Source organism: Sphingobium sp. TomTYG73 (assembly GCF_055394245.1).
On the sequence record NZ_AP027339.1, the window covers coordinates 1,249,549 to 1,268,928 of the forward strand.

Below are 19,380 nucleotides of genomic sequence, written 5' to 3' on the forward strand. Positions count from 1 at the left end.
GACCCCATGCGCAAGATTGCCCTCGCCGCCCTCGCTGGCGCGCTCGCCCTCTCCGCCTGCGGGAAGAAGGAAGAGCAAGCGCCCGCGACCAACAACATGGTCGAGCCGCCGGTTGAAAATGTAATCATCGAGGAACCGGAAGCTCCGCTGCCGCCAGCCAACAATGCGAACGCGCCGGAACCCGCGCCGCCGCCAAGCATTACCGAGAAACAGCAGATTCAGGACGATGCGGAAGCGACCGGCATGACCGCGCGGCTGGACCAGTCGGCCGAGGGAAGCAATTCGACCAATTGAGCCGAAGGCTGGCCGCCTTCGGACGAACGGCGGCGGCCCATCTGCGCTCTGCCCTTTAAGCGGGCGCAGAGCTTTGCTATATTGCGATTCATGGATCGCCGCAGTTTTACGAAGGCCGCTTTAAGCGGACTCGCCTTTTCATTCCTAGCAGACAGCGCCGGACGCGCGGCCGTGACGGCCATGCCACAGCCTGCCGCGCCAGTCCCGCCGCCTGTCACCCCGCATCCGGTTACGCCCTTGGCGCAGCAGCCCTATGCGCGGCTGCTGGACCGGGCAAAGGCGGCGCTGGACGAACATGCGCACATGTTCGAACTGCGCGACCGGATCGCGCTAGCCGATTTCAACGCTCCTTCGCGTGAGTTGCGCTTCCACATCGTCGATCTCCTCGGCGGTCATTCCAGCTCCTATCTGGTGGCTCATGGCCGGGGGTCCGATCCGGGCCATTCCGGCTGGCTCCAGACTTTCTCCAATGAGCCCAATTCGCTGGCCAGTTCGGCGGGCGCGTATAAGACGGGGCAAATCTACGAAGGGCAGCACGGCCGCGCCATGCGGCTGGCAGGGCTCGATTCGCAGAACAACAATGCCGAGATGCGCGCCATCGTGATCCACGGCGCCGACTATGTGAGCGAAGACCATATCGCGTCATGGGGCAAAATCGGCCGCAGCGAAGGCTGCTTCGCCGTCGCCCAGCACATGTTGCCGCAACTGCTCGGGCTGCTTGGCCCGGGCCGCATGGTTTATGCGAACAAGCTCACCGCGATGGGGGCTTGAAGAGGGGCGTACGCACCGCTGGCAGGAATCTTAGATCCCCGCTCTAATTAATCAGCTTTTCCTCACCCCGTTCGCCCTAAGCCTGCCGAAAGGCTCTATTTCGTTTAAGAAGTGGAGGGCTTCGACAAACTCAGCCCGAACGGGATTAAAAGGTGGTGCCGGTTAAATCCAACTCTGATCTATCGCGCAACCAACTCGCAAAAGCGTCGGGCCATCGCGAACTCATCCCGCCGTCTGGCTGATCGGGCGGCGGATTCGGCATCCTCGCCCCACTGTTCGACTTCCCAGGCCTCATCGATTTCCGACGCGGTCCAGATCGCATCGGCATCATGCCCACCCTCGACGATCGCCAGGCCGCAAACCAGCGAACCCGAAAGGGTCACGAGCGTGGACAATCCCGCAAGCGTGAAGGGATCATAGACTTTCACCGCCGCATCCAGCCGCTCCAAAGTCTCAGGCGGCTGATCGACCGGAATGATGCCTTGGGTCACGCGAAAGGTGACGTCATAGCGCCGCCGCGCCCAGTCCAGCAGCGGGTCCCATGCCGCCGCCTCCCGCGACACCAGTTCCGCAGGCCCTTCGGCGCGGTAACAGAGTAGGTCGCTGGTCCCATAATTGGCGATGCCCGAAGCGAAGCTCTCGCGATTGGGCGCGATCTGGTCGATAGCCCCGTTGGCTAGGCCGGTGAACGGCATCGAGCGCGGATCGACCACATCACCCTGCCCGCGCCATTCCTCCGCCACAGCCTCCGCCAACCCCACGGTCGGCAGGGCCAGCGCCGCGCGCGCGGGCGTCCGCACGGGACGCCCGTCCAGCTGGATCTCATGCCCAGCCTCGCCGGAAATCACCGCGACATCCTTGTAGAAGCGCCTCATTGCGGCGGCTTCCGAAACAGGGCCAGCAGCAGACGCGGCACGATGATGAACTGGAACAGGCCTACAACCACGAAGATCATGCCCATCGCCTTGGCCTTGCTGCCCTGCACCCAGTTGAAGCGCTCCATCAGGATGAGGAAGCCGAACATCACGAGCAGGGCGCCCGAAAGGCGGAACATGCCAAGCGCGAAGTGACGCTGGCGCGCGACCTTTTCAGGATCGACGGGAGGGGGAGGAGGAAAATCGGTCATGCTGCGCGGATATGGGTCCTGAGTTCATCGCTGTCCATCGCTACGGCGTGCGCGCCAGCTGCAATGAGATCGGCGGGCAGATGATAGCCCCAGCCGACCCCCAACGCCCTCGTCCCCGCGCTCAACGCCATGTCGATGTCATAGCTGGTGTCGCCGATCATCACCGTCGTCTCCGGACTCGCGCCCGCTTCCGCCATAGCGGTCAGCAGCATGGACGGATGCGGCTTGGACGGATGCCGGTCGGCTGTCTGAAGCGTCACGAAATGCGCATCAATGCCATGATGCGTCAGGCAAAGGTTCAGCCCCCGATCCGACTTGCCCGTCGCCACGCCCAGCAGCCATCCGTCGGCATCCAGTTCCCGGATCAACTCGGCTATCCCCGGATATAGCGGTTCCGACACCGCATTGTCGCGGCGCATCTGCTGGAAAGCGCGCTTGTAGCTTTCCGACAGATGGTCATGGAAATCCGCCTCCGCTTCCGGCAGCAGTCGCGCGATCGCCAACGGCAGCGACAGGCCAACCACGGACAGGATCGTAGTCCGGTCAGGCGCAGCCAGCTTCTCGCCTTCAAACGCCAGCGTCATGGCGGCGCAGATACTATGCTGGCTATCGACCAGAGTGCCGTCGCAATCGAAAACGGCAAGGCGGTTGCTCATTTCTTGCGGGGACTCCCGCTACCACCCGATCCGCGCGACCGCCGTTCGCCACGACGCTCCTTGCGCACCTGCTTGGCATGGGCGCGCGCCGCCTTCTTCTCATCCTCGCGGGTTGGCGCGCGGGCGATTTCCTCGTCCAGCGGCAGGTCGCCCGCATTGATGTCGAAGCCTAGCGAAATCAGGCTCGCCGCGAAATGCTCGGGCAGATCGGCACGCACATCGACCCGGCCACCATCGGGATGATCGACACGGATGCGGCGGGCGTGCAGGTGCATCTTGCGGCTGATCGAGCCGGACAGAAAGGCCTCCTTGCCGCCATATTTGCCGTCGCCGACAATCGGATGCCCGATAGCCGCCATATGCACGCGCAACTGATGGGTGCGGCCCGTATGCGGTTGCAGTTCGACCCAGGCCGCCCGGTTCCCCGCGCGTTCGATCACGCGGTAGCGCGAGCGGGCGGGCAAGCCCTCTTCCTCATCGACATGCATTTTCTCGCCGCCCGTACCGGGCTGCTTGGCGATGGGCAGTTCGATCATGCCGTCATTGATCGAGGGCACGCCCATGACGATCGCCCAATAGACCTTGCGCGCGGTGCGGCTGGAAAAGGCCTTGGCGAAATAGGCTGCCGACCGCGCCGTGCGGGCGACCAGCAACGCGCCGGACGTATCCTTGTCCAGCCGGTGGACCAGCTTGGGCCGCTGATCCAGCTCATATTCCAAAGCGTCGAGCAGGCCATCGACATGCTCGTCAGTCTTGGTGCCGCCCTGCGTCGCTAGGCCCGGCGGCTTGTTGATGACGATCGCCTGCGCGTCACGATGGATCACCATATTCTGTGCGAAACTGATCTGATCTTCGCTCAATTCCGGCCGGACGCGGCGCGGCTTGGCGGTCTCGGCGGCTTTGGGCTCGGCGGGAGGAACGCGGATCAGCTGGCCCTCGGCCACCCGATCGCCCGGCGCGGCGCGCGCGCCATCGACCCGCAACTGACCCGTACGAGACCAGCGCGACACGCTGTTGAAGCCGATGTCCGGCAAATGCCGCTGGAACCAGCGATCCAGCCGGATGCCATCGTCATCCGCGCCCACGCGGAACTGACGCACGTCCAGCGAAACGCCCTTACCCGCAGCAGCAGCCTTGGGCGCAGCAACCTTAGGCGTTGTGGCCTTGGCCAGAGCAGGCTTGGCGGCAGTTTTCGCCGGTGACTTGTGCGCATCAGGCTTGCGCGCGCGCGCCGCCTTTGCGCCACCACGGGCGCGGCCGGGTGCGCCAGCGCCGGGCTTGCCCCCACGCGAAGGGCCGGAAGGCTTACCGGGAGGACGCCCCTTCATGCGACGCTCCGCATCATGCCAAGGCCAAGGACCAGCGCGCCGACCGCCGCGATGACTGACAGGGCGGCATAGCTCATCGCCATGCCCAGCTGCCCGCGCTCAATCATCAGCACGGTCTCCAGACTGAATGAGGAAAAGGTTGTGAAGCCACCAAGAAGCCCGACCGCCAGCAACAGGCGTAGGGCTTCACCCGATGCGCTGCCGAACCGTGCCAGCCAGCCCGCAAGCAGACCCATGGCAAAACCGCCCAGCACATTGGCGGCAAAGGTGCCCCAGGGCCATTGCACACCCGGCAGCATATGACCGGCAAAGCGGCCCAGCTGGTAGCGCGCCAGCGCGCCAACCGCGCCGCCGCCCATGACAAGGAGGATATTGTTCATCCCGCCCGCCCTAGAGGCAAATCGCAGTAAAGAAAATGGCGGCGCGCGCCTTTCTGCGCGCTTACCGTCCCTTGTCGGCGATTATATCGACATTCGTCCGCCCGCCCGACGCATCGGTGAAGACCAGCAGGAAGGCGGCGCCGTCGTCCTTGCGCGTGCCGCCAAGCACATGATCGCCGCCCATAACCGTGTGTTCGGCGTCAAATCCGGAACGCCGCGCCTGCGTATAATAATAATCCATGACGTTCTGGCGGGGCACCGGCGTCACAAAAGTGGCCGCGCGCAGCGTGCAACCATTTTTGTCCGCGCCCGCCGCCTCCGTCAGTTTAGCGCCCGGATACACGCCGAAGGGATCGGGCAGTCGGCTGGCCCACTGCATGCCATAGGCCAGTTGCTTGCGGCAGAAGACATTGCCGCCGGGCTTGTCCTGATCTTGAGCGGCGGAGGCCAGCGCAGCCGCCGGTTCCTTACCCTCACCTGCCGTTGGAGCAGGGGTCGCGAGCAGTTTGCCACCCGCTAGCTTCACCGATTCGGCCAGTGCCTGGGCCGCGTCGCCACTAAGCTTCGGTAAACCCGCAATGGCAGAGCGTCCGGATTGACCCGTCAATTTGGGATCGACCGTGATCTTCCCCCCCAATGCTTCCTGCAAAGCCGGGTCCACTGCATTGTTGGTCAGCTGGGCGTCGAGGGCGTTAAGATCAGCCTCCTTGCCCCCCTTCCCGCAACTCGCCAATGGCAGCGCGAGCAGCACGGCAAGGGCATAGACAGAACGGAAAGGCGGCATGGCTTAACTCCTTTGTAAACAAGAGGTGAATGTCAGGAGTTAATTTTTCGTTAGTGATTTTGGTAAATCGCTAAATTTTCCCATGCCATTAAGATGCGAATGGCATCCGCGCCCATCTTGTCTCCGGGCGGAACAAGGCCCATTTCATCGCGATGCTAAACGTCCTCTCGGTCCTGATCGGCCTTTTCGCCCTCCTGCTGATGATCCCGGCTTTCCTGCCGCTTCTGGGGATCGCCAATTGGCTGCTGGTGCCGATCGCACTGTTTGGCGCCGTAATCGGGATATTATCGACCCGTAACAGCGGCCGCAACCTGTGCCTCATCGTCGCGGCGATCGGTGCGTTCCGCCTGTTTCTGGGCGGAGGCATTTTCTGAACCCGCATGATCAGCAGCTAAGGACGGGCCTGATCGCTGCGGTGGCGGCCTATGGGCTCTGGGGCCTGCTGCCCATCTTTTTCAAGCTGCTCCACGCCGTGACCCCGGTAGAGGTGGTAGCGCAGCGGGTCATATGGTCGCTCGTCCTGATCGTCGGCGTACTCGCGGCACGGCGGAACCTGGGCGCGCTTGGCGCAGCATTGCGCGACAGGCGGATCGTCCTGCCCCTCACCGCATCCGCGCTGTTCATCGGGTTCAACTGGCTGGTTTATGTATGGTCGGTCAATAACGGCCACGTCATCGCTGCCAGCCTTGGCTATTTCCTCAATCCACTGGTCAATGTCGCGCTCGGCGTCCTCGTGCTGAAGGAAAGACTGCGGCGTGGGCAAGCCATAGCCATCACGATTGCTGCCGTGGGCGTGGCCATCATGGCGGCGGCGGCCTTCACCACCCTGTGGATCAGCGTCGGTCTGGCGGTCAGCTTTGCCTTGTACGGCCTCGTCCGCAAATTGACCCCGGTTGCGCCGATGGTTGGCCTGGGGGCGGAAACGCTGCTGCTGGCGCCGCTCGCTTTTGCATATTTGCTATGGCTGTGGGGCCATGGTGGCATCAGCCTTGGGCAGGATAGCTATACCAGCAGCCTTCTGATCTTCTCGGGCGCCTTGACGACGGTGCCGCTGATCCTGTTCGCCATGGCTGCGCAGCGCCTGCCGCTTACGACGCTCGGCCTCATCCAATATCTCGCGCCCACGCTGCAATTCCTGTGCGGCGTGCTGCTCTATGGGGAGAAACTGACGCAGGGACAGATGATCAGCTTCGCGCTGATCTGGCTGGGCCTCATCCTGTTCGCAACCGACAGCCTCGCTGCCGCCCGCAAGAACAGGCTGGCGGCGGCGTAGGCCGGGGCGTTCAGGCGAACTCGGTCGCCTCAAAGCGCACAGCTTCGCCCACCGCTTCATTGGCCAGCGTATCTTCCCACATGACCCGGTTTCCGCGCACGATGGTTCCCACGGCCTTGCCGGTCAGGTCCATGCCTTCAAAGGGCGACCAGTTGCAGCGCGAGGAAAGCCAATCACTGCCCACCGTCCACCGCTTCTTGAGGTCCACCACCGTGAAGTCGGCATCATAGCCGAGCGCAATCCGCCCCTTGCCGACAAGCCCAAACACCCGTTGCGGCCCGGAAGAGGTCAGCTCGATAAACCGCCGCAGCGACAAACGCCCTTCCGCCACATGGTTGAGCAGCAACGGCACCAGCGTCTGGACGCCCGGCATGCCGCTGGGCGATGCGGGATATGTTTTCGCCTTTTCCTCGATCGTATGCGGCGCATGGTCGCTGCCCAGTACATCGGGCACGCCCTGGTTGAGCCAATGCCACAGGCCATCCCGGTGCGAAGCCGAGCGGATCGGCGGGTTCATCTGCGCATAGGTGCCGAGACGCGGATAGGCATCCTCCGCCGCCAGCGTCAGATGCTGCGGCGTCACTTCGCAGGTGGCGATATCCTTATGCCCGGCGATATATTCCAGTTCCGCTGGCGTCGTCACATGCAGAATATGGATGCGCCGACGCGCCTTGCGAGCAAGGCCGATGATGCGCTTCGTCGCGATCATCGCGCTTTCATCATCGCGCCAGACGGGATGAGAAGAAGGATCGCCATCAACCCGCAAATCCTTGCGCGCATTCATCCGCGCCTCATCCTCGGCATGGATGGCAACACGCCGCGTGCCGCTCGCCAACACACGCGACAGCGCCGCGTCATCATCCACCAACAGACTACCGGTCGATGCGCCCATGAAGATCTTCACGCCCGCCGTGCCGGGAATACGCTCCAGCTCCTTCAGCGCTTCGGCGTTGTCCGCCGTCGCTCCGACATAAAAGGCATGGTCGCACCACATGCGGCGATGAGCACGGGCCAGCTTGTCATGCACACGCTCGGCGCTGTCCGTATTCGGGTTGGTGTTCGGCATCTCGAAAACAGAAGTGATCCCGCCCAGCACGGCGGAGCGGCTGCCTGATTCGAGGTCTTCCTTATGCTCAAGGCCCGGCTCGCGGAAATGGACCTGGCTGTCGATGCAGCCGGGCAGCACGTCCAGCCCCGTGCAGTCGATCACCTCGCCCGCGTCGCCAAGGGACGATCCGATCGCCACGATCTTGCCGCCGCGCACGCCGACATCGGTCTGCTCGGACCCGCCGGGCGTGTGGACGGTGCCGTTCTTCAGGATCAGGTCGAAATTCTGGGACATGATTGCTCGCCGCTTGGATATGGTCGGCGTCTGTCCTACCTAAAGCCGATGACCGGCACCACCCTAACCGACCGCGCGCTACTCAGAATTTCAGGCGAAGAGGCGCGGTCCTTCCTGCAAGGCCTGCTGACCCGCGACGTCCTGACGCTCAAGGCAGACGAACCACGCTGGACGGGGCTCCTGACGCCGCAGGGCAAGGCACTGTACGACTTCATTCTGTGGGCCGATGGCGACGATGTGCTGATCGATTGCGAGGCAACGCAGGTCGACGCGCTGGCCAATCGCCTGACTCTCTACCGTCTGCGCCGCAAGGTGACGATCGCGCGGGAGGAAGCACTCGCGGTAGACTGGTCGCTCGCGGCCACTGACAAGCCCCTCGACCCGCGCCTCGCCGACCTCGGCCATCGCTGGCTTACTCCCCTCGCATCGGGCGACGCCTCTGCTGCCTTTCGCTCACACCGCCTGTCGCTCGGCGTTTTCGAGGGTGCAGGCGAGCTTGGTCAGGACCAAACGCTCTGGCTGGAAACCAATGCGGGCGAACTACGTGGCGTTGACTTCGACAAGGGCTGCTATGTCGGTCAGGAAAACACCGCCCGCATGCATTATCGCAGCAAGGTGAACCGACGCCTTATCGCCGTGCCCTTGGCCAACGCCGACGAGAAACGCCAACGCGCCGCCCTAGCCGACCTCAACCTGTCCATCGAACTGCGCCGCGTGGAAGACATCGATCCCGCAACCCTGCCCCCATGGCTCGCCGCCGCGATCGCGGAGCAAGCCGCCGAATGAAGCGCCTCTTGCTCGCCCTGATCGGGGCCGTCAGCTTCTCCGCACCCGCATGGGCCGACACGCCCTGGACGCTGGTGAAAGCCTATCCTCACGATCCCAAAGCCTTTACCGAGGGCCTCTTCTTCCACGACGGCGCCCTCTACGAGAGCACCGGCCTGGAAGGCCAATCGGAAATCCGCAAGGTCTCGCTTGAGGACGGCAAAGTCCTTGAAAGCCGCACCCTCGCTCCGCAATATTTCGGCGAAGGCATCGTCAACTGGAAAGACCGGCTGATCAGCCTAACCTGGCGCCATCGTCAAGGTTTCGTTTGGAAAATCAATGGGTTCTCGCCGCTTTCCCAGTTTCGCTATGAAGGCGAAGGCTGGGGCCTGACCCAGGACGGCCACAACCTGATCATGAGCGATGGCACCTCGCAGCTTCGCTTCCTCGACCCGGAAACGCTTGGCGAGACACGCCGCATCACGGTCACGTTCAACGGTCGTCCGGTCGAGCGTCTGAACGAACTGGAATATGTGAAGGGCGAGCTATGGGCGAACATCTGGTACGACACCCGCATCGCCCGGATCGATCCCGCGACCGGCAATGTCATCGACTGGATCGACATTGCCCCCCTAATCCGGGAAAGCGGCGTTACTGATAGTGAAGGCGTACCCAACGGCATCGCCTATGACCAGAAGCACGACCGCATCTTCATTACTGGCAAATACTGGCCAAAGCTGTTCGAGATACGCCTGAAAAAGCAAAGCAAGGACGCGCGCTAACTAGCCTTCTTGCGCCGCGTCTCCCATCCCTTCTTCGCCGCCGCAGATCGATCCGCCGCCGACCGCCCGGCCGAAGCGGCGCCGCCCTTTCGTCCGCCCTTGCGCGAGGAAACATGCGTGTCAGGCTTCCCCCGCCCGGACCCGGACTTGTTTCCGCCGCCGGATTCCTTGTTCACCGTGGCCCAGGCCCGCCGTTCCGCCTCCTTGCGGGAAACGCCGCGATCTTCATATCCTTCCTCGATATGCTCGGCCTTACGCTTTTGCTTGTCGGTATAACTGCCCTTGTCGCCACGCGGCATGATCCATCTCCTCAGCAGCCCCCTCACCGCGATCCAACGATCATCCGGCAATCGCGTTCACAACGCTGCGCTTGCGTCACGAAACTGGCGGAACGGAAGCTGATGGGCGGGCGTTCCCCGGCTATGGAACAGCGCACCCTTATCGAACGGCTGGCCCGCCATCTCGCCGCGCACGAACCCGATCAGTGGCAGGCGCACGTAGCCGACGCGGCCAGCATCCTCGCCATCATGAAGGACCCTGACCCCGCCATGCGCGAGGCAGGTGACGAAGCCCAATGGCGCGCGATGATCAACGCCGCGCTTCGGGAGCGGTGGGCCGTCACCACTCACCCGGGGGGCGATCATGCCGAACCCGGCACCGACGAAGAAGGCGAATTTTCCCTTCACCCCCAGGGCGTCACCCAGGACCGTGCCGACTGGGTCCATGTTCATGACAGGCAGGAGAAATCATCATGAAGGGGTTGTTGAAGCTGGCTTTTCTCGGCGGGCTGGGCGCTGTGGCATGGCGTAGCTGGAAAGACCGGAAGGCCCCAGCTGAGCTTGACGATCGCGCGCCGGTGGGATCGTCGGGAATCATCCGGGATGCCGGTCCCGCGGAACAGCATATCGCCCCAAGCGACTGGGACATGATCGACGAGCAGGTGGACGAGTCCTTTCCGGCAAGCGACCCGCCCGGCAACTATCGCGGCATAGCCTGACCTGTTCCGACTGGCGCGGTTGTTGCCCCTGACCGACCCGGCCTCTATGAGACGGGGCCGTAATGGCCGCGTGTCGGCATCGACCTACAAAAGGGGAAATCCAGCAAATGCCTTCGGGTCTCATCGCGCTGCTCGACGACGTAGCGGGAATAGCCAAGCTCACAGCCACGTCTCTGGACGATGTCGCCGCAGCCGCAGGTAAGGCCGGGTCGAAGGCGGCCGGGGTCGTCATCGACGACGCAGCGGTGACGCCCCGCTATGTCATGGGGCTGACGCCGGATCGCGAGCTTCCGATCATCTGGAAGATCGCGCGCGGATCGCTGCGTAACAAGCTGCTGTTCCTCCTCCCCGCCGCCCTGCTGCTGAGCGCCTTCGCGCCCTGGCTTCTCCCGCCATTGCTGATGCTGGGCGGCGCATTCCTCTGCTTTGAGGCCGTCGAAAAGCTGCTGGAGGCGGTTCAAGGCGGGCATGACGTCGCGCAGGAAGCGCTCACCACCCACAGTTCGCAAGAGCTGGAGGACCAGAAGGTTTCAGGCGCCATCCGCACCGACTTCATCCTTTCCGGCGAGATCATGGCAATCGCGCTCGGCACCGTGGCAGCAGAACCGCTTTGGGAACAGGCGCTGATCCTGGTCGTCGTCGCCATCCTCATCACAGCGGGCGTCTATGGCGTCGTCGGTTTCATCGTGAAGATGGACGACATCGGCCTGCACCTCGCCGAACGCTCCTCATCAACGGCGCGCACCGTGGGACGCGGGCTGGTCCATGCCATGCCCATCCTGATGAAGATCCTGTCCGTGGTTGGTACAGCCGCCATGTTGTGGGTCGGCGGCGGCCTGATCGTTCACGGGTTGCATGAGTTCCACTGGGACCTGATCCCCGGCGCCATCCCCCATGTTGCGCAAAGCGTGGCGGCCACCGCGCCCGCCATCGGACCTTTCCTGGATTGGACCGTGAACGCGATCGGCGGGGCCATCGTCGGGCTGGTGATCGGTGGGATCATCGTTGCAGTGCTGCACCTGTTCAAAAAGCACTGAAGCGCGCGGCACGCCGGACGTTCGGCCAATGCAGAACTTAAAAATGCCCCAAACCCATTCCCCCTGGCGCGTCGAGGCCGTCGCCCTGCTCGCCCTTGCGCTGCCGATGATCGCGGGGAATGTCGCCTGGGCAGGGATAGCCGCGACCGACCTTTTGCTGATCGGCCGTCTGGGCGCGCAAAGCGTCGCGGCGGGCGCGCTCGCCATCAACCTGTTCCAGGCCCTGCTCATATTCGGCATGGGCCTAGTCACAGCAGCCGCGCCGCTGATCGCCAATGAGCGTGGCCGCCGCCGCCATTCCGTCCGCGACGTGCGCCGCACGGTCCAACAGACGCTGCGCGCCGCCTTTTTCTTCGTGCTGCCCGCCTGGGCGCTGCTCTGGCAGAGCGAAGCCATCCTCCTCGCCATGGGGCAGCAGCCTGATCTTGCCCATCAGGCCGGAGTCATGATGCGCGGGCTGCAATGGGCGCTGCTTCCCTTCCTAGCCTTCTCGACGCTGCGCAATTTCATGTCGGCGCTGGAGCGGCCAGTCTGGGCCGTGGTCGTCATGCTGCTTGCCATACCCTTCAACCTCTTGGCGGGCTGGGTTCTGATCTTTGGCAAGCTGGGCATGCCAGCCCTTGGCCTTTTAGGCGCGGGACTGGCCGGCACCCTCTCGTCTTGCTTCCTTTTCCTTAGCCTTCTGGCGGTGATCCTTATCGACCGGCGCTTCCGCCGCTATCGGGTGATGGGCCGCTTCTGGGCTCACGACAGAGACCGGCATCGCGCCGTCTGGGCGCTGGGCCTACCGATCGCGATCACTGTGGGTTTTGAGACGACGGTGTTCAACGCCTCGGCCTTGCTCATGGGCCTCATCGGCCGCGATTCCCTCGCCGCGCATGCCGTCGCGATTCAAATCGCCGCGCTTCTCTTCATGGTGCCCATGGGCATAGGTCAGGCCGCCACGGTACGAGTCGGCCTCGCTCAGGGACGCGGCGATGCTGCCGAAATTGGGCGCGCGGGCTGGCTCGCCCTACTGCTGGGTTTCGGATTCGCGCTGGCCGCCGCCATCCTGCTTATCACCGTTCCCCGTCTGCTGATCGGCGCCTTCCTAGACCTGAATGATCCTGCAAACACTCAAACGGCGGCGCTGGCCGTCAGCTTCCTCGCCGTGGCCGCGCTGTTTCAACTGGTGGATGCCACACAGGCGGTCGCCGCCGGTGTTTTACGCGGCCTGCACGATACGAAGGTGCCGATGATCTTCGCGCTGATCGGCTACTGGATCATCGGCGTGGGCGTAGGAACAGTCCTCGCTTTCCCGCTCGGGATGAAGGGCCTCGGCATATGGCTGGGCCTCGCCAGCGGCCTTGGTGCGGTGGCACTACTGCTCCTCATCCGCTGGACGATGCGGGAACGGCTGGGCCTCGTCAGCTCATCCTGAAAAGCGCCCGGATGCACTTTGCGTCGATATTGCGGCGCACAAAGCAATTGAAGACAGGCTGCGAATCGGTAATGACGAAAATCATGACTGCCCCGACGACCATTTTCGAAGCCATCGCGCTTCAGAAATGCCTGAAGGCGACCTACAATAAATTGGTCGTCAAGCTGGCGCCCCACATCCTTTACACGCGCCATGATGAGATGTTCATCGACGCCGTGACGGTGGAACGCGAAGGCGGCCCGCCGCGCGAACTGAAGCTCGGCACATTCAAGCTGGCGGGGCTCAACGACGTCACCGTGCTCGATGAGACTTTCGAGGCGATGTACGGTCTCTATAATGAGACCGACGACAAATATAAGGGCGTGACCCTTTTCGCCGTCGCGCCCGAGAGCGCAGCCGCCTGAGAGCCGACGGAGCGGCCCCGGCAGGCCGCTCCTTTCATTTCTTCAGCCGATAGCCGGTACGGAATACCCATCCGATAACTGCCAGGCACACCGCCAGCATCCCTGCGATGAACAACAGGCTGAACTCGATCCCCACGTCCCCCCGACCGAAAAAGGTCCAGCGGAAGCCCGACACCAGATAGACGATCGGGTTGAACAGCGTCACCGTGCGCCATGGCTCGGGCAGCATATGCACCGAATAGAAAGCGCCACCCAGAAAGGTCATCGGCATGATCAGCAGCAGCGGTATAACCTGCAACTGCTCAAAGCTCTGTGCCCAGATGCCCAGGATGAACCCGAACAGGCAGAAGCTGACCGCGATCAGCACCATGAACGCCACCATGGCGATCGGATGCTCGACATGGACATCGACGAACAGATGCGCCGTCACGAATATGATCGTGCCCACGCTCAACGCCTTGGTTGCCGCCGCGCCGACATAAGCGATCACCGTTTCCGTCGCCGATACCGGGGCGGAAAGCAGCTCATAAATGGTGCCCGCGAATTTGGGCATGTAGATGCCGAAGCTCGCGTTGAAGATACTCTCAGTGAACATCGACATCATGATCAGGCCGGGCACGATGAACGCCGCATAATCGATGCCGTCAATCTGCGTCATACGCGACCCGATCGCGCCGCCGAACACCACGAAATACAGCGATGTCGTGATCACCGGCACCAGCAACCCGGTCAGCAATGTGCGGCTGAACCGATGCAATTCGAATTTGTAGATCGACCAGATCGCCCGATAGTTGAAGCCGCTCATGCCACCTTCTCCTGATGGACCAGGCTGACGAAAATATCCTCCAGGCTGCTCTGCTGCGTGTTGAGGTCCTTATAGCCGATGCCCAGGTCGCCCAGCGTCCGCAACAATGAGGACACGCCGGTGCGCTCGGCGCGCGTATCGAAAATATATTCGATCTCATGGCCGTCGGACTTGAGCGACAAATCCCATTGGCTCAGCTCTGCCGGAAGCTGATGCAGCGGCTGGTTAAGCGCCACGGTCAGGCTCTTCTTGCCCAGCTTCTTCATCAGCGCCGTCTTTTCCTCGACCAGGATCAGTTCCCCATTGTTGATCACGCCCACCCGATCGGCCATTTCCTCGGCCTCCTCGATATAATGGGTGGTCAGAATGATGGTCACCCCAGTCTGCCGCAGCTCGCCGATCAGCTTCCACATATCCCGCCGCAGCTCAACGTCCACGCCAGCGGTCGGCTCGTCCAGGAACAGCACGCGCGGCTCATGGCTCAGCGCTTTGGCGATCATCACGCGCCGCTTCATGCCGCCGGACAGTTCAAGCATCTTGTTGTTGCGCTTGTCCCAAAGCGACAGGTCGCGCAGCACCTTTTCGATATGGGCATCGTTGCGCGGCTTGCCGAACAGCCCACGGGAAAAGCGTACCGTGTCGATCACCCGCTCGAACGCGTCGGTGTGCAATTCCTGCGGCACCAACCCGATCGCGGAGCGCGATCCGCGATAGTCACGCACGATGTCATGCCCCGCAACGGTCACTGTTCCACCGCTGGGCCGCACATTGCCGCAGATGATGGAGATCATCGTCGTCTTGCCCGCGCCATTGGGGCCTAGCAGGGCGAAAATCTCACCCTCCTCAATCTCCAGATCGATGCCCTTAAGTGCCTGAAAACCCGATGCGTAGCTTTTCGTCAGCCCGGAAACGGTAATGATGGACGCCATGCGCGCAAAAGCCCCTTTTTATCTGCACGCCAAGATAGGGGCGCCGGGTCCAAGCGCAACCGGCCTATTCGCCCTGGCGATGAAAGCGGAACACTGTTGCTGGCGGAAAATTGCGAACCGTCTGTCCCACCCGCGCGACTTCCAGGTCCAGCGCATGCAGCACGTCACGGCTGACCGGCGGCCGCGTCGAATAGGTGAACTGGATAAAGCTGCCGCCCGGCCGCAGCATACGAAACGCTTCGGACAGAATGTCGGCATGCACATGGCGGTCCATCGCCAGCAGCGGAAGGCCGCTTATCACCGTCTGATATTGCCCCGGCTCACCAGCCGCCGCCGTCGATACGATCTGCGCTGGCGTTTCCAGCACCGACACATGCGGAAAGTGCCGCCGCAGCCCGCGCGCAAAGGCGGGATTGATCTCCACTACCTCCAGCTTTTCCGGCGGCAGGCCCGTCTGCAGGATCGCGCGGGTGAACACGCCAGTCCCACCGCCCAATTCCATCACCCGGCCATCAAGCGGATCAATATGCGCTACCATCAGCCGGGCAAGATAGCGGCTGCTCGGCACCACCGAGGCGGTTTGGCGCGGCTTCTTTACCCAGGCGGCCAGGAAATCCAGATATTCCGTCGCCCGCGCCCGGAATTCGCTCCGGGGCATGGCGACTGCCCGGCCACGTTTGGACTTGTCATGCATGAGCGAAAGGCGACCGGAAACATGTCATCGCGACTCCCCTTAGCGAGCCTGAAGCGCGCCGTCGATTGGCTTTAACATGTCCATAGATGGCAAATTTTTCACTTGTGCGGCGCCCGTCGCGATGCCGGCCCGAACCGCCCACACGCCTTCCTGAACAAATTTGCGAGATCAGCCTGAAGGTGATCGGCTCAACATCCTGCTTCAGATCATAAAAGTCAAAAATACGCATTTATAATCAACATATTAGCTTGTTGCCGCAGGTTCATGCAACCTCCTCCAATATTGGCGGGTTGAACAGCAAATCATTGTTTCGGAGGAGAATTATGCGCAAAGCCATTATCGCCCTGTCGGCCCTTTCAATGGCCATCCCTGTGTCCATGGCGATCCCGACAGATGGGGCGAGCGCCCGGAAGCATCACCACTATCGCGAATGGCGTGGCCGCGACGGACGGACATATTGCCGCAAGTCCAACGGCACGACCGGCCTTATCGTTGGCGGCGTAGGCGGTGCCCTTGTCGGCCGTGCCATCGACACGCGCGGTGATCGGGCCACCGGCACGATCCTGGGCGCCGCTGGCGGCGCGCTGCTCGGCAAGGAAATCGATAGCAAGCGCCGCTGCCGCTAATCTGCCAACACATAAAAAGGGCGGCTCCCGATTGGAAGCCGCCCTGTGCAAATTCCTAAAGTACCGCCGCTTACTCCGAGGCGGCTCCGCGAGCCTCATCGACCTTAAACGCAACCGGTCGGCCGCCAGACACGCCGGACACCTTGCCGTTCTTGATCGCCAGGTTAAACGCAACGGCATCCGGATAGCGGCGGCCTGACACGAGCCGACCCGTCTTTGTATCCTTCACCTGATAGACATAGGTGTAGCCTTCATGGGTGAAGCGCTGCTTGCCTTCTTCCGCATGGACGGGGGCAAGGGCAGCGGCGACGGTGCCGACTGCACCGGTAAGAATGAATTTCGACAGCATTCGCATAGGTTTTCTCCTTGTGAATGCCGATCAAACACCTCTGCATTTCTGTTCTGTCGGTGTCGAACCTATGGGCCAGACACATGCGCGCAACCGCAAAAGGCGGATCACCAGTTGCGCCGGGCGCAACCTGCCACGCATCAAACCTCCGACATCGCCACGATGTGACGAAACTGCCCTTCGGTCAGGGGGGACACGGACAGGCGCGACTGCCGCAGCATCACCATATCGGCCAGCGCCGGGTCCGCCTTCATCGCCTTCAGCGTGACGGGCTTTTTCAGCTTTTCCTTGGGTGCGACATGCACCGCGATCCACTTGCCGCTTTCGTCGGTGCTGTCGGGCGCGGCTTCCTCGACAATCTCCATGATGCCGACCGCTTCCACACCAATATTGCTGTGATAAAAGAAGGACAGGTCGCCCTTGCGCATCGCCTTCATGTTTAGCTGCGCGGCATGGTTGCGAACGCCATCCCACTCCGCCTTTCCTTTCTCGACCAGGTCGTCATAGGAAAAGACATCGGGTTCCGATTTCATGAGCCAATAGTTCATGATCGCCTCCTTGCATCAGCCGCCCGGGCCGATCAAGGATCGGACGGCGCCAATTGACAGAAGGAAAGCCGAAACTTGCCGCACGCACCGCTGGAACAGGTTCCACTGCTGTCCCTCACCGCGATGGCTAAGCCGGATTTTGCAACAGCGCTCGGCGATTCGTTCCGGCAATTCGGCTTCGCCATGGTGAAGGACCACGGCATGGATGCCGCCCTGATCAACGATGGCTGGAGGCTCGCCCGCGCCTTCTTCGCCCTGCCGGAGGATGTAAAGCGCCGCTACGATGCCAGCAGCAATGGCGGCCAGCGAGGCTACACGGCGTTCGGCAGGGAAATCGCCAAGGGCGCGAGCGAGAATGACCTCAAGGAATTCTGGCATGTCGGTCGCGACCTACCCCCAGGACACCCCCTTGGCGCCACCATGCCGCCAAACATCTGGCCCGAAGAAATACCGGAATTTCAATCCACTTTAAGCCGTCTTTATGCAGAGTTCGACCGCATAGGCGCCCAGCTTCTTGCCGCGATCGCCCTCTATCTCGACTTGCCCGAACACTGGTTCGACGACGCTATCGAAAACGGCAATTCGATCCTGCGCCTGTTGCACTACCCGCCAGTTTCGCCCGAAGCCCCGGGCATCCGCGCGGGCGCGCATGAGGATATCAACCTCATCACCCTGCTGCTCGGCGCCGAGGAAGGTGGCCTGGAGATCAAGGACCGCCAGGGCAACTGGCTCCCCGTCGTACCGCCCCCCGGCGCGCTGGCAATCAATGTCGGCGACATGCTGCAACGCCTGACCAACTATCGCCTGCGATCAACCAGCCACCGCGTCATCAATCCTCCGCCGGAGCGGCGCGGCGTCGCGCGCTATTCCATGCCCTTCTTCCTGCACCTACGCCCGGATTTCCTGATCGAACCGCTGCCGCAATGTGTCGATGCGGACCACCCGCGCCAGGACCCGCCGATCACCGCGCACGACTATCTGACCGAGCGCCTGCGCGAGATCGGACTGGTGAAGGGCTGAGCGCCCGAAAGGCCTATTTACGCCACCGACCAAGCGTGATGCCGATTTCCTCACCCTTCTCGCTCAGCGCCAGCTTGATGATCTTCACCTCGACATGCAGCACCTTGTCATCCTGAAGCAAGATGGTGTCGATGATATGGTCCGCCACGGCCTCGATCAGCGTGAAATGCTGTCCTTCCGGCAGCGCGCTCGTGGCGGCATGCTTCAGGTCCATGTAATTTTTCGAACGGGATAACGGCGTATCCAGTTCATAATGGTCAGCGACCTTCAACTGCGCGCGGATGGAAATGCGCAGCGGCTGCGGCAGATGGGTTTCTTCCGAATAGATGCCCGTCAGGACATCGACGTCCAGATGATTGACCTCCAGCGTCAGAAAATCGTCAAATCCGCGGTCCATGGCTTTCCTGCTGCTGGCGATGGCCAGAATAGACTTTAATTTTGCGGAACAGGCGTTAATCCCGCCGCTCCGGCGCGGTCCATGCGCCATTGACGGCGGATCGGCAAGACGTGTCTCATATTGTGCCCCTTAACATCGTGGCGGAAGAGGCGATTGAGCAACTGCTCGACGCCGCCTTCGGTCCCGACAGGCACGGCCGCACAGCCTATTTGATCCGCGACGGCATGCCTTGGGTGCCTGAGCTGTCCTTCGGCATGATGGATGAACATGGCGAGCTGGCCGGTTCGCTCCAAAGCTGGCCGGTGGCGCTCACCCATGCCGACGGAACGCAGACACCGCTCATCATGGTCGGCCCGGTCGCTGTCTCCCCCACCCTGCAACGCACCGGCCACGGCCGCGCGCTCATGGATGCGGTCGTCAATGCCGCTCGCGCCCACCATAGCGATCCGCTGATGATGATCGGCGATCCCGAATATTATGGCCGCTTCTGGGGCTTTTCCGCTGCATCCACGGGCGGCTGGAGCTGCCCCGGCCCCTATGAAGCGCGCCGACTACTCGCTCTTTCGGTCGATGGAGCCGCGATCGGCGGCGAAGGGATGCTTGGGCCGCGAATCACCACTCCAATGTGATTTCCCTTTTGCCTTCGGCGCCGC

The 19,380-nt window shown here is 62.5% G+C and carries 28 protein-coding genes; 14 read left to right on the plus strand and 14 right to left on the minus strand.

Annotated features, from left to right (window positions below; all coding sequences use genetic code 11):
• Window positions 1–6: 6 nt before the first annotated feature.
• Window positions 7–294 (plus strand): hypothetical protein, encoded by a 288-nt coding sequence (locus tag ACZ5TH_RS06285; RefSeq protein ID WP_464794996.1) that lies wholly within the window; start codon window positions 7–9, stop codon window positions 292–294.
• Between the two features lie 90 nt (window positions 295–384).
• A complete protein-coding gene (locus ACZ5TH_RS06290) occupies window positions 385–1,065 on the plus strand; it encodes a murein L,D-transpeptidase catalytic domain-containing protein (RefSeq protein WP_464794997.1) in 681 nt (226 codons plus the stop codon).
• Between the two features lie 179 nt (window positions 1,066–1,244).
• On the opposite strand, the gene ACZ5TH_RS06295 is transcribed toward ACZ5TH_RS06290, so the two are convergent.
• The 6 genes from ACZ5TH_RS06295 to ACZ5TH_RS06320 form a co-directional block, all read right to left on the minus strand.
• Window positions 1,245–1,940, minus strand: coding sequence for an ATP12 family chaperone protein (locus ACZ5TH_RS06295; RefSeq protein ID WP_464794998.1), 696 nt, complete (start codon window positions 1,938–1,940; stop codon window positions 1,245–1,247).
• A complete protein-coding gene (locus ACZ5TH_RS06300) occupies window positions 1,937–2,191 on the minus strand; it encodes a hypothetical protein (RefSeq protein ID WP_464794999.1) in 255 nt (84 codons plus the stop codon). Before ACZ5TH_RS06300 ends, ACZ5TH_RS06295 begins: the two co-directional genes overlap by 4 nt.
• The gene (locus ACZ5TH_RS06305; RefSeq protein WP_464795000.1) at window positions 2,188–2,847 is read right to left on the minus strand and encodes an HAD-IA family hydrolase; all 660 of its coding nucleotides are present in this window, start codon (window positions 2,845–2,847) and stop codon (window positions 2,188–2,190) included. Before ACZ5TH_RS06305 ends, ACZ5TH_RS06300 begins: the two co-directional genes overlap by 4 nt.
• The gene (locus ACZ5TH_RS06310) at window positions 2,844–4,175 is read right to left on the minus strand and encodes an RluA family pseudouridine synthase (RefSeq protein WP_464795001.1); all 1,332 of its coding nucleotides are present in this window, start codon (window positions 4,173–4,175) and stop codon (window positions 2,844–2,846) included. The genes ACZ5TH_RS06305 and ACZ5TH_RS06310 overlap by 4 nt, the downstream gene beginning before the upstream one ends.
• A complete protein-coding gene (crcB, locus tag ACZ5TH_RS06315; RefSeq protein WP_196225860.1) occupies window positions 4,172–4,555 on the minus strand; it encodes a fluoride efflux transporter CrcB in 384 nt (127 codons plus the stop codon). The genes ACZ5TH_RS06310 and crcB overlap by 4 nt, the downstream gene beginning before the upstream one ends.
• Window positions 4,556–4,616: 61 nt before the next feature.
• Window positions 4,617–5,339 (minus strand): hypothetical protein, encoded by a 723-nt coding sequence (locus tag ACZ5TH_RS06320; protein ID WP_464795002.1) that lies wholly within the window; start codon window positions 5,337–5,339, stop codon window positions 4,617–4,619.
• Window positions 5,340–5,491: 152 nt separating this feature from the next.
• Here ACZ5TH_RS06320 and ACZ5TH_RS06325 point away from each other — a divergent pair, with 152 nt between their 5' ends.
• Both ACZ5TH_RS06325 and rarD read left to right on the plus strand, forming a co-directional pair.
• On the plus strand, window positions 5,492–5,713 hold the full coding sequence (locus tag ACZ5TH_RS06325) for a hypothetical protein (RefSeq protein WP_196225858.1): 222 nt from the start codon (window positions 5,492–5,494) through the stop codon (window positions 5,711–5,713).
• 41 nt (window positions 5,714–5,754) lie between these two features.
• Window positions 5,755–6,612 carry an EamA family transporter RarD gene (rarD, locus tag ACZ5TH_RS06330; RefSeq protein WP_464795003.1) on the plus strand — a complete coding sequence of 286 codons (858 nt, stop codon included), beginning with the start codon at window positions 5,755–5,757 and terminating at the stop codon, window positions 6,610–6,612.
• Window positions 6,613–6,622: 10 nt separating this feature from the next.
• On the opposite strand, the gene ACZ5TH_RS06335 is transcribed toward rarD, so the two are convergent.
• Window positions 6,623–7,954, minus strand: a complete 1,332-nt coding sequence (locus tag ACZ5TH_RS06335) for a dihydroorotase (RefSeq protein WP_464795004.1) — start codon at window positions 7,952–7,954, stop codon at window positions 6,623–6,625.
• A gap of 48 nt (window positions 7,955–8,002) precedes the next feature.
• On the opposite strand from ACZ5TH_RS06335, the gene ygfZ reads away from it, so the two are divergent.
• On the plus strand, window positions 8,003–8,740 hold the full coding sequence (gene ygfZ / locus ACZ5TH_RS06340) for a CAF17-like 4Fe-4S cluster assembly/insertion protein YgfZ (protein WP_464795005.1): 738 nt from the start codon (window positions 8,003–8,005) through the stop codon (window positions 8,738–8,740).
• Entirely contained in the window at window positions 8,737–9,501 is a 765-nt protein-coding gene (locus ACZ5TH_RS06345; protein ID WP_464795006.1) for a glutaminyl-peptide cyclotransferase, read from the plus strand. The genes ygfZ and ACZ5TH_RS06345 overlap by 4 nt, the downstream gene beginning before the upstream one ends.
• Here ACZ5TH_RS06345 and ACZ5TH_RS06350 read toward each other — a convergent pair.
• Complete coding sequence (locus tag ACZ5TH_RS06350; protein WP_464779321.1) at window positions 9,498–9,800, minus strand: plasmid stabilization protein; 303 nt, start codon at window positions 9,798–9,800, stop codon at window positions 9,498–9,500. The two genes, ACZ5TH_RS06345 and ACZ5TH_RS06350, sit on opposite strands and share 4 nt — an antisense overlap.
• A gap of 123 nt (window positions 9,801–9,923) precedes the next feature.
• Between ACZ5TH_RS06350 and ACZ5TH_RS06355 the strand changes: the two genes are divergently transcribed.
• The 5 genes from ACZ5TH_RS06355 (at window position 9,924) to ACZ5TH_RS06375 (ending at window position 13,359) form a co-directional block, all read left to right on the plus strand.
• Window positions 9,924–10,256, plus strand: coding sequence for a hypothetical protein (locus ACZ5TH_RS06355; protein ID WP_464779949.1), 333 nt, complete (start codon window positions 9,924–9,926; stop codon window positions 10,254–10,256).
• Complete coding sequence (locus ACZ5TH_RS06360) at window positions 10,253–10,498, plus strand: hypothetical protein (RefSeq protein ID WP_464772493.1); 246 nt, start codon at window positions 10,253–10,255, stop codon at window positions 10,496–10,498. The genes ACZ5TH_RS06355 and ACZ5TH_RS06360 overlap by 4 nt, the downstream gene beginning before the upstream one ends.
• 107 nt (window positions 10,499–10,605) lie before the next feature.
• Window positions 10,606–11,535, plus strand: a complete 930-nt coding sequence (locus ACZ5TH_RS06365) for a DUF808 domain-containing protein (protein ID WP_464795007.1) — start codon at window positions 10,606–10,608, stop codon at window positions 11,533–11,535.
• A gap of 43 nt (window positions 11,536–11,578) precedes the next feature.
• A complete protein-coding gene (locus ACZ5TH_RS06370; protein ID WP_464795008.1) occupies window positions 11,579–12,955 on the plus strand; it encodes an MATE family efflux transporter in 1,377 nt (458 codons plus the stop codon).
• 83 nt (window positions 12,956–13,038) lie between these two features.
• Window positions 13,039–13,359 carry a hypothetical protein gene (locus tag ACZ5TH_RS06375; protein WP_449473214.1) on the plus strand — a complete coding sequence of 107 codons (321 nt, stop codon included), beginning with the start codon at window positions 13,039–13,041 and terminating at the stop codon, window positions 13,357–13,359.
• A gap of 34 nt (window positions 13,360–13,393) precedes the next feature.
• Here the strand turns inward: ACZ5TH_RS06375 and ACZ5TH_RS06380 are convergent, their stop codons facing one another.
• The 3 genes from ACZ5TH_RS06380 to ACZ5TH_RS06390 form a co-directional block, all read right to left on the minus strand.
• Complete coding sequence (locus ACZ5TH_RS06380) at window positions 13,394–14,164, minus strand: ABC transporter permease (RefSeq protein WP_449473216.1); 771 nt, start codon at window positions 14,162–14,164, stop codon at window positions 13,394–13,396.
• Window positions 14,161–15,093, minus strand: coding sequence for an ABC transporter ATP-binding protein (locus ACZ5TH_RS06385; RefSeq protein ID WP_464772496.1), 933 nt, complete (start codon window positions 15,091–15,093; stop codon window positions 14,161–14,163). The genes ACZ5TH_RS06380 and ACZ5TH_RS06385 overlap by 4 nt, the downstream gene beginning before the upstream one ends.
• 64 nt (window positions 15,094–15,157) lie before the next feature.
• A complete protein-coding gene (locus tag ACZ5TH_RS06390) occupies window positions 15,158–15,787 on the minus strand; it encodes a class I SAM-dependent methyltransferase (protein WP_464772497.1) in 630 nt (209 codons plus the stop codon).
• A gap of 323 nt (window positions 15,788–16,110) precedes the next feature.
• Here ACZ5TH_RS06390 and ACZ5TH_RS06395 point away from each other — a divergent pair, with 323 nt between their 5' ends.
• The gene (locus ACZ5TH_RS06395) at window positions 16,111–16,413 is read left to right on the plus strand and encodes a glycine zipper 2TM domain-containing protein (protein WP_449473222.1); all 303 of its coding nucleotides are present in this window, start codon (window positions 16,111–16,113) and stop codon (window positions 16,411–16,413) included.
• Between the two features lie 70 nt (window positions 16,414–16,483).
• On the opposite strand, the gene ACZ5TH_RS06400 is transcribed toward ACZ5TH_RS06395, so the two are convergent.
• Window positions 16,484–16,768: a hypothetical protein gene (locus tag ACZ5TH_RS06400; protein ID WP_464772498.1), complete on the minus strand. Its 285-nt coding sequence runs from the start codon at window positions 16,766–16,768 to the stop codon at window positions 16,484–16,486.
• Between the two features lie 134 nt (window positions 16,769–16,902).
• Complete coding sequence (locus ACZ5TH_RS06405; protein ID WP_464795009.1) at window positions 16,903–17,310, minus strand: EVE domain-containing protein; 408 nt, start codon at window positions 17,308–17,310, stop codon at window positions 16,903–16,905.
• A gap of 123 nt (window positions 17,311–17,433) precedes the next feature.
• Between ACZ5TH_RS06405 and ACZ5TH_RS06410 the strand changes: the two genes are divergently transcribed.
• Complete coding sequence (locus tag ACZ5TH_RS06410) at window positions 17,434–18,330, plus strand: isopenicillin N synthase family dioxygenase (RefSeq protein WP_464795070.1); 897 nt, start codon at window positions 17,434–17,436, stop codon at window positions 18,328–18,330.
• A 13-nt stretch (window positions 18,331–18,343) separates the two neighbouring features.
• On the opposite strand, the gene ACZ5TH_RS06415 is transcribed toward ACZ5TH_RS06410, so the two are convergent.
• Window positions 18,344–18,727 carry a dihydroneopterin aldolase gene (locus ACZ5TH_RS06415; RefSeq protein ID WP_449473229.1) on the minus strand — a complete coding sequence of 128 codons (384 nt, stop codon included), beginning with the start codon at window positions 18,725–18,727 and terminating at the stop codon, window positions 18,344–18,346.
• A gap of 110 nt (window positions 18,728–18,837) precedes the next feature.
• On the opposite strand from ACZ5TH_RS06415, the gene ACZ5TH_RS06420 reads away from it, so the two are divergent.
• Window positions 18,838–19,356 (plus strand): GNAT family N-acetyltransferase, encoded by a 519-nt coding sequence (locus ACZ5TH_RS06420; RefSeq protein ID WP_449473231.1) that lies wholly within the window; start codon window positions 18,838–18,840, stop codon window positions 19,354–19,356.
• Window positions 19,357–19,380 lie beyond the last annotated feature (24 nt).